This is a genomic window from Pseudomonas sp. EL_65y_Pfl2_R96 (assembly GCF_963970905.1).
Lineage (GTDB): Bacteria > Pseudomonadota > Gammaproteobacteria > Pseudomonadales > Pseudomonadaceae > Aquipseudomonas.
Window position 1 is genome coordinate 1 of sequence record NZ_CAXAQH010000194.1, and the last position, 549, is coordinate 549.

The 549-nt window shown below is 63.6% G+C and carries 1 protein-coding gene; it reads right to left on the reverse strand.

Features of this window, described 5'->3' with window-relative positions; genetic code table 11:
* Positions 1-532 (reverse strand): acyl-CoA dehydrogenase family protein (locus tag AACY49_RS30175; protein WP_339527902.1); only part of this gene is annotated, 532 nt, incomplete at its 3' end.
* Between the last annotated feature and the right edge of the window lie 17 nt (positions 533-549).

Genomic DNA, 549 nt, shown 5'->3' on the forward strand with positions numbered 1-549 from the left:
CGGTGAAGAACACTTCGGTGGTGGCATGGTTCATCATGGTGCGGAACGGGCGGATCTCGAGGCCGTTACCCTTGGCGGCGCGCATGTCGACGAGGAACACCGAGAGCCCGTCGGTGCGCTTCTTGGCCTGCTCCTTCGGCGTGGTGCGCGCCAGCAGCACCATCAGGTCGGAATGCTCGGCGCGGCTGGTCCAGATCTTCTGGCCGTTGATGATGAAATCCTCGCCATCGCTCTCGGCGCGGGTCTGCAGCGAGGCGAGATCGGAGCCGGCATTGGGTTCGCTATAGCCCTGGCCCCAACGGAGTTCGCCGCGTGCGAGCTTGGGGAGAGAATCGAGCTTTTGCTCCTCGGTGCCATATTTGAGCAGCGCTGGTCCGAGCATGGAAATACCGAACGAATTGAGCGGATTGCGCGCCTTTATTGCGGCCATTTCTTCGCGCAGGATCTTGGTTTCGGCAGGCGACAGGCCGCCGCCGCCATAAGCCGTCGGCCAATCGGGCACGGTCCAGCCACGCGAGGCCATGGCATCCATCCACGCCTTCTGGCCCG